At 42.8% G+C, this 8068-nt stretch carries 5 protein-coding genes and 1 tRNA gene; 2 read left to right on the forward strand and 4 right to left on the reverse strand.

The window, feature by feature from the left end:
• Nucleotides 1–218: 218 nt before the first annotated feature.
• From PN457_RS06275 to pdhA, 3 genes are all read right to left on the reverse strand, one after another.
• Nucleotides 219–290 (reverse strand) — tRNA-Lys (locus PN457_RS06275).
• 55 nt (nt 291–345) lie between these two features.
• On the reverse strand, nt 346–1218 hold the full coding sequence (locus tag PN457_RS06280) for an aldose epimerase family protein (protein ID WP_271732071.1): 873 nt from the start codon (nt 1216–1218) through the stop codon (nt 346–348).
• A 108-nt stretch (nt 1219–1326) separates the two neighbouring features.
• Entirely contained in the window at nt 1327–2361 is a 1035-nt protein-coding gene (gene pdhA, locus PN457_RS06285) for a pyruvate dehydrogenase (acetyl-transferring) E1 component subunit alpha (RefSeq protein ID WP_271732072.1), read from the reverse strand.
• Between the two features lie 652 nt (nt 2362–3013).
• On the opposite strand from pdhA, the gene PN457_RS06290 reads away from it, so the two are divergent.
• Both PN457_RS06290 and PN457_RS06295 read left to right on the forward strand, forming a co-directional pair.
• On the forward strand, nt 3014–5281 hold the full coding sequence (locus tag PN457_RS06290) for an IMS domain-containing protein (RefSeq protein WP_271732073.1): 2268 nt from the start codon (nt 3014–3016) through the stop codon (nt 5279–5281).
• 419 nt (nt 5282–5700) lie between these two features.
• Nucleotides 5701–6945 (forward strand): DUF4912 domain-containing protein, encoded by a 1245-nt coding sequence (locus PN457_RS06295; protein WP_271732074.1) that lies wholly within the window; start codon nt 5701–5703, stop codon nt 6943–6945.
• A gap of 190 nt (nt 6946–7135) precedes the next feature.
• On the opposite strand, the gene PN457_RS06300 is transcribed toward PN457_RS06295, so the two are convergent.
• Entirely contained in the window at nt 7136–7582 is a 447-nt protein-coding gene (locus PN457_RS06300) for a tellurite resistance TerB family protein (protein WP_271732075.1), read from the reverse strand.
• Nucleotides 7583–8068: the final 486 nt, after the last annotated feature.

Here is an 8068-nt window from a genome sequence, read left to right on the forward strand (position 1 = left end):
AAGTCTGTATTCTTAGTAAGAAAAATAGCCCATTAAAAGACCATTGTCCGGATAAAATCTTCCTTGTCCACTTTCCTTCCTTGTCTTCGGTGGTCTTGCCTTCACAGATCATATTAAAAACCTACCCTTGTAAGGAGAGGGTGGGGTCAAACAATAGTTGATACACTAATCACGACTTGACAAACATCATTTTAGAGATTTTACGTGATTTTTCCTAGTGGGTCGCCCGGGATTCGAACCCGGAACTAATCGGTTAAAAGCCGAGTACTCTACCGTTGAGTTAGCGACCCTTTTGTTTTGCAACTTTGTCATCATAACATGGGCTTCTGGGATTAGCAAGTATTTTTATAAAAGATTTGCTGTTAATCTCACAGATGCGGTGCTGCTAGCTTTTGGAGCTAATACCGTCAGATTTTCGCCGGTATTCAGGGCATTACGGGGGGCTGTCCAAGGTTCTAGACAGTAAAAGTCTTTGCCTTTGATGGTCCAAAACACCAGACGAGAATAAATGCGATCGTAATCTAAAGTTAACTTGAGTTGACGATTGGGGTCTATGACTGTGGCAGATTGGCTAGTCAAACCCCCAAAACCGACATCAATTTCTTCACGGGTAAAATCAAAACTACCATCAAACGGGTGAATTTCTTTAGTAGATTGGTCTTGATATTCTTGGGAGGGGATGTGAAACTGTAGCTGATGCTTATCACCACTGGTCAAAAAGTAGGGATGGAAACCCGCAGAAAAGGGCATGGGTGTAGATGACAAATTTTGATACTGCTGTTTAATTTCTAGAGTATTGCCTTTTAACTCGTAAGTAAAAATGAGTTGAAAGTCAAAAGGATAAACTGCTTTAGTTTGGTCATTGCTCTGGAGTAGGAGAGTCAGGCTAGCTTTATCTTGAGTTTCCTGGTGAGTCACTTCCCAAGGTAAATCACGAGCAAAACCATGTTGTTTGAGAGTGTACCTTTGCCCGTTATAGGTGTAAATGTTATCTGGTAAATTTCCGCAGATAGGGAACAGAATCGGATTTCCACCTCTGACACTCAATTGGGGATGGGTAAAGCGTTCACTATCCAGATAGAAAATTTCTTGGTTGCGGACACGCCACCGGGTGATAATCCCGCCTCTTTCCGGTACGACTTCTATTTGAGAGCCTGCGGTTTCATCGGTGAGGATGTAAGTCTTGTATTGTTGCTGTTCAACAGTGATAGTAAACACAAGTTTTAGTCCTTAATAGTAGAGCGGATCATCTTTGTGTTTAGGTCTTGGTGATGAAAGTGAATTGTACTCACCACCAAGACACTAAGACACCCAGGTAAATGAAATCTACTCGTCTTCTGCGAACACGAAGCGATATAACTCCCTGGGGTCGGGTTCGGGGCTACTTTCAGCGAACTTGACGGCATCGTCGATGAGTGCTTGAATTTTGCCATCAATGGCCTTGAGTTCGGCCTCGTCGGCTAAGTTTTGCTCAGTCAGATAAGCGGCAAACTTTTTAATGGGGTCACGGGAAAACCAGAATTCCTTCTCGGCTTTGCTGCGCATTTCATCTGGGTCTGCTAAGGAATGACCCCGGAAACGGTAGGTAAGGGCTTCAATTAATGTGGGACCTTCACCAGCACGGGCGCGGGCTACAGCTTCTTGAGCCACGGCGCGCACTGCTAGCACGTCCATACCGTCTACTTCCACCCCAACCATGTTAAATACACTGGCTTTTTTGTAAATTTCTGGCTGGGAGGTAGCTCGTTCGTGAGACATCCCAATAGCCCATTTATTATTTTCCACTACGAAAATTATCGGTAGTTTCCACAGGGCTGCCATATTTAAGGTCTCGAAAAACTGACCGTTGTTAGCTGCACCATCGCCAAAAAAGCAAGCTGTGACTTGGTCGGCGTTTTGGTCTCCTAAAACTTCGCGGCGGTATTTAGTTTGAAAAGCTGCTCCTGCTGCTACAGGAATTCCTTCGGCTACAAAGGCATAACCACCTAGTAGTCCATGCTCGGCAGAAAACATATGCATGGAACCACCACGCCCTTTGCTGCACCCTGTGGCTTTACCAAATAACTCTGCCATCACTTCTCGAGCTGGTACACCAGCACTCAGAGCATGAACGTGGTCGCGATAGGTGCTGGAAACAAAATCTTCACCGGGTCGCATGGATTGGATAACACCTGTAGAAACGGCTTCTTGACCGTTGTATAGGTGGACAAAACCAAACATTTTACCTCTATAGTACATCTCGGCGCATTTGTCTTCAAATGAGCGCCCTAGTACCATATCTTCATACAAGCGTAACCCTTCTGCTTTGGTGATTTTGGTAGTAGCGGTGTCAAATGTAGGTAAGGTGCGTTCTTGAACCATTATTTTTTTAGTATTCCTATAGTAAAACTGAAATTTACCATCTCAAATAAGTTGGTTTCAGACAATATCTGTTTTTGATCAGCTAGTATGTGCTAAAGTCAACGACCAAAATTTAGGCACCAAACAGGTTTATAGGCAATAGAGGAGAAACAATGAGTGAATTTTTGATTTTTCTACCCACCCTCTGGGAGGAGTTGACCTCTGATCTACTCCTGTTTATAGGCTATCAATCAGGATAGCTCGGTTTCTGCATATCCATGAACAATTTAAAGAAAATCATGGGGCAATTTTCTGTATGGAGCTATATTTTGGGAAATTCCATTTATTTATGTTATAATGCTGTTCATTTAATTTAATTGATACCTACCCTTTTTGAGGATACTTTCTCTAACTGCATAGCTGGGTAAGTGCTGAGGATGTTTAGCATCTATGAGTTACTACCGGCAGAAATACTAACAATTACAACAAGGTATTGGCGGTTTCTAGGCAACTGCAAATTTTTACCAGTAAAATTCAAAAGAACTAATGTTATATTATACACTTATAATGTAAATCCTTCACGGTATTATTCAGTGTAGGATTATGGCACGGTTTTACATACCTGGAATGCTCTAGGTAAATTATGTTGATCACGGTGCAGGGGAAGTAGACTGTGCGAATTCCGCTAGATTACTACCGAATTTTGGGATTACCGTTAGCGGCAAGTGATGAACAGTTGCGCCAGTCGTACAGCGATCGCATTGTCCAATTGCCACGACGGGAGTATTCTCCGGCAGCAATTTCTGCTCGCAAACAACTTATAAAAGAAGCTTACGTGGTTTTATCCAATCCTAAAGAACGTAGCAGTTATGATCAGCTTTATCTTGCCCATGCCTATGGATCTGACGGCAATGGTAATGCTACTGTTGCCGTGGGAACCCACACAACCAGTAAGAAGACTGATACTGATATCCAGAGCCTGGGAATCGAGATTTCCGAAAAAGAATTAGTTGGTGCTTTATTGATTCTGCAGGAACTCGGGGAATATGAACTGGTGCTGAAGTTGGGTAATAATTACCTTACCAACAATAGCAAGGTAATATCTGCCAAACTGGCAAATAATCTCGAAAGTGAAGATTTTCTTGCTAGTTCTGACTACCCGGATGTTGTTCTGACTGTTGCTTTGGCTTGTTTGGAACTGGGGCGAGAGCAATGGCAGCAAGGTCACTATGAAAGTGCGGCTGTTTCTCTAGAAACTGGTCAACAAATGCTAGAGCGTGAAGGGCTATTTTCTAGTGTGCAGGCGGAAATCCAGGCTGACTTGTATAAATTGCGTCCCTATCGGATTTTAGAATTGCTGGCATTAGCTGAAGACAAAGTTGAGCAACGACAACAAGGCTTGGCATTTTTGCATGAGGTGTTAAATGAGCGCGGTGGAATTGATGGCAGTGGTAATGATCAATCGGGTCTGAATGTAGATGATTTCTTGCGCTTTATTCAGCAATTACGCAACTATTTAACGGTTGTAGAACAGCATCAGCTCTTTGAAGTGGAAAGCAAGCGCCCTTGTGCTGTTGCGAGTTACTTGACAGTTTATGCGCTCATAGCACGGGGATTTAGTCAAGGTCAACCGGCTTTAATCCGTCAGGCTAGGCAAATGCTGATGCGGTTAGGAAAGCGTCAAGATGTGCATTTAGAACAAGCTTTGTGTGCTCTGCTACTGGGGCAGACCGAAGAGTCCACCCGGGTTTTAGAACTAAGTCAAGAATACGAAGCTCTGGCTTTTATTCGGGAAAAATCCCTGAACTCTCCGGACTTGTTACCGGGGCTATGTTTGTATGCGGAACAGTGGTTAAAAGATGAAGTATTCCTGCACTTTCGAGATTTATCTAAGCAGCAAGCCTCGCTCAAAGATTATTTTGCTAACCAACAGGTGCAAGCTTATTTAGAGGCGCTACCTACTGACGCAGTAACTACTGATCAATCCCCTGTGATCAATCGTCAGTCTTTTTCCCTGGATACCCGGGAGAGCGCTCATTCCAGTGGTGTTTCTTTCAAATTTACTCAAGGTCAAACAGCTAATGTGGATTTGTTACAAATCCCAGAGCATCATAGACAGGAACATCCTCACTTCACCCCAACTGGTGGGAACGCCCGGCCAGATAAATTTTCACGTAGTACTAAATCAAACTATAATATAAGTAAAATTCCGGTGAATGAACCTAGAGCCAAAGCGGTGAAACATCATCCCCATGGTGCTAGTAAGTCCACGCCTGAAGTCAAAAAGCGGCGGAGAAGAAAGCCGCGTCAACCTGTCAACCGGGGTTATCCTCAAAGGCAAACTGGGTTGATTCCCACTAAGATGGTAAAAAAAAGACTTATTTTGACTGTCTTTGGTTCTTTGGTAGGTATCTTACTGATTTGGCTGTTAGTTTCTACGACCTTTGGATGGGTAAAAAATTTGTTATTCCCGGAGCCGATTTTGTCAGGGGGACAGTTGTCTGTACAACTCAATGAACCACCAATCGATATCCCCGACCCAACTAGGGAGTTGGAACCCCCAAAAGGTTCTCTGAGTGATGCTATGGCCCAAGAAGTGATTCAAACTTGGTTATCTACTAAATCTGAGGCTTTGGGTCCAAGATATAACCTGGATGGTTTACCACTGATTTTAACAGATACGATTATTTCTCAATGGCGGGGGCTTGTGCAACAGGAGAGGTCACAGAATCGCCATCGGACATATCACCACACTGTGAATCTGGAATATGTTGATCAAAAATCGGATCGGGCTTTAGTGGTGGCTAGGGTCAGGGAGGTAACACAGTTCTATCAATTAGGACAGATCAGAAATTTTAAGGATGAAACTTTGCGGGTGCGATACTCTTTAATTCGACAAGGGGATAGGTGGCGCATCGACGGTATGTCAGTGATTAATTAGATTGGTTTGACTGACCTGCACTAAAATTACTCAGTTAAGCGCAAATGTCAAGAGTCCATGACATTGCTTCTATGGTCTCCTACTCGATTCAGCCAGTTTGTCATGATTTCATGACAATTCGATCCCCAAACAGTTGATAAATGGGTAGAACCGGCAAAACAACGCCTGTAACCCCCTTGATTCCTACCCGGGTTTACTGCTTAATATTTAATTAATAAAAAAAGTAATCCGATCCCAAAGAAATGCTGATCATGGCATCATCTAGGAATCGAAAGGCTAAAAAACTAAAAAGTTAACAACTGGGCAAAACCAGAAGTCGGGAATCAGAAACTCATCTGGGACAGATAAGATTTGATTTTATAGGAAATTATATCACCCAGGTAAGTCATTTACCTTACAAACTACTGGAGTCCAAAATTATGGCAAAAGAACGCCCACCACTAGAGGAGATGACACTCAGGCAACTACGTAAAGTTGCCAGTGAATATAGCATCTCCCGCTATAGCCGCATGCGTAAATCTCAGCTGCTGGCAGCAATTCAGGAAGTTCAACACAGTAAAGTATCCCTTAATCCAACTCGTTCACTGGAGGCGCAGGAAACCGTGGAAGCAGCAAAATTTGAATTAGGTCAAGAAGATCGTACTGGTGGTTCTCTGGCTGATGTTGATGAAGGAATCGCCGACCTACCACAAGGTTATGGTGAAAGCCGGATTGTACTGTTACCCCGTGATCCTCAATGGGCTTATGCTTACTGGGATATTCCCAATGAACATAAGGCGGAACTACGACAACAAGGGGGACAACAACTAGCACTGCGCATCTACGATGTTAGCGATGTGGATCTTGACCTTCAACGTCCTCACAGTATTCAAGAGTACCCCGCCGACGAACTGGCAAGAGAATGGTATATTCCTATTCCAGTAAGCGATCGCGATTATGTGGTAGATATTGGCTACCGTACTGCTGACGGTCGTTGGTTAGTATTGGCACGTTCTGCAAGAGTCCACATTCCTCCTGTTTATCCATCTGACTGGATTGAAGACGCTTTTGTGACTGTCAACTTTGAAGAAGACCTGCGGGGTAAAACTGTTTACGAATTAGTTCCCCCTGGGAAGAAAGTTGTGGCTGCTGTGGAAGATAGCAGTAACGCTATATACGAGCAAATTTTCGGCTTGGCTGAGTCTGCTGAAGCTCAACGGGTTGCTGGTTCTCTGTTCGGTTCTATGCAGCAAGTACCTAGTTCTGCAGGTCCCCAAGAGGCTTTGAGTTCCTATGTTTTCCCCTCTGGTGTGGGTATGTGGGCTGTCCCCACTATGTCCGGTTTAACCATGTCTGGGGTAGGTATGTCTGGGGTAGGTATGTCTGTCGGTGCTGTACCAGTGCGTCCTCGCAAGTTCTGGTTAGTTGCTGATGCGGAGTTGATTGTTTACGGTGCTACTGAACCGGATGCTACTGTGACTATTGGTAACCGTGAAATTAAACTCAACCCTGATGGTACGTTCCGCTTCCAGATGTCTTTCCAAGATGGTTTAATTGACTATCCCATTGTGGCTGTAGCTGCTGATGGTGAGCAAACAAGGTCAATTCAAATGAAGTTTAATCGTGAGACTCCATCACGGAATACTAATACTAAGGATGAGGCTGTTTTAGAATGGTTTAGCTAAGTTGCCGTTTGAGAATGGTTTAGCTAAGTGTCTGATGATTATAAGGTGCTATTTTTTTTTCAAATTTTAGGTTCTTACCCGCTATATGGAGTTTATAGCGGGTTTTGTTTGTCTTGGAGGTCCAGATGTAGCCCATTGATGGAAGTAAAAGAGTTTGTGCTACCCAAAACAAAATTTTCTGATGTCAGACTTATCCTTTATTTTTGATCATCATTACCTTGACAATATTATGGGCTGTTTCATCTGGAATTGCTAAAGACTTCCACAAATAATTTAAAAGGTCTTCTTCTTCTTTAGTTACTTCACCATCTGCTAACGCCAAGTCTGTAGCTACAGCAAAAGCGGTTTCATATAAGTCATGGGGAAGAGAGGAAACTGCCAATTTAATAAAGCCATCAAATCCTTGGCGTTTGATGAGTGAGCACAACTTGTCAAACATCCTCCTTAGCACTTCATTGGGGTAGCTACGAAACAAATGCATTCGGTTTAAAGTTGCCATCATTGTATGAGCTTCTTCGTCTGTTAAGTAGCCATCAGCAGCAACAGTCGCCAAAGTAATAGCTGCAAATGCTTCCGCAGGTCCCAAGACGGAATTATTTTGTGTTTGCAGATTAGAATTATTTCCGAATAAACCCATAATAGGAAAGTTTTCTCCTGGTAAATATGGTTATTATAAGCACCTTTAAAGTCAATGGCAATAGTTTTTGATGTCAAATATTCGTAGTTGATAGTTGAAAAATGGCACATAAAAATAAGATTTACGTTGAGTATAAATTCCATGAATTATGTCATCTATCAAAAGATAGATATTTAATTTTGTTTTAGGGAGTTAAAAGAAATCTCTTCTGGGCAAAAATCAGAACTAACTAACATACAGGAGCCAAAAAAAGCTGGGTTTATGGTGGAGTTCCCACACAGAAGATAAAAAAAACCCAGCAAAGTTAATGCTGGGTTTAGAGGATGTTTGTTAAGTCATGATTAGTGTATCGAATATTATTTGACCCCACCCCCTTCCTTACAAGGTTAGGTTTTTAATATGATCTGTGAAGGCAAGACCACCGAAGACAAGGAAGGAAAGTGGACAAGGAAGATTTTATCCGGACAATGGTCTTTTAAGGGGCTA

Source organism: Anabaenopsis arnoldii (genome assembly GCF_028331025.1).
In the GTDB taxonomy this organism is placed as follows: domain Bacteria; phylum Cyanobacteriota; class Cyanobacteriia; order Cyanobacteriales; family Nostocaceae; genus Anabaenopsis; species Anabaenopsis arnoldii.

What these genes read in the sequence shown, in the direction of transcription:
- pdhA (WP_271732072.1), bottom strand. Translation starts at nt 2,361, where the DNA reads ATGGTTCAAGAACGCACCTTACCTACATTTGACACCGCTACTACCAAA.
- PN457_RS06295 (WP_271732074.1), top strand. Translation starts at nt 5,701, where the DNA reads ATGGCAAAAGAACGCCCACCACTAGAGGAGATGACACTCAGGCAACTA.
- PN457_RS06300 (WP_271732075.1), bottom strand. Translation starts at nt 7,582, where the DNA reads ATGGGTTTATTCGGAAATAATTCTAATCTGCAAACACAAAATAATTCC.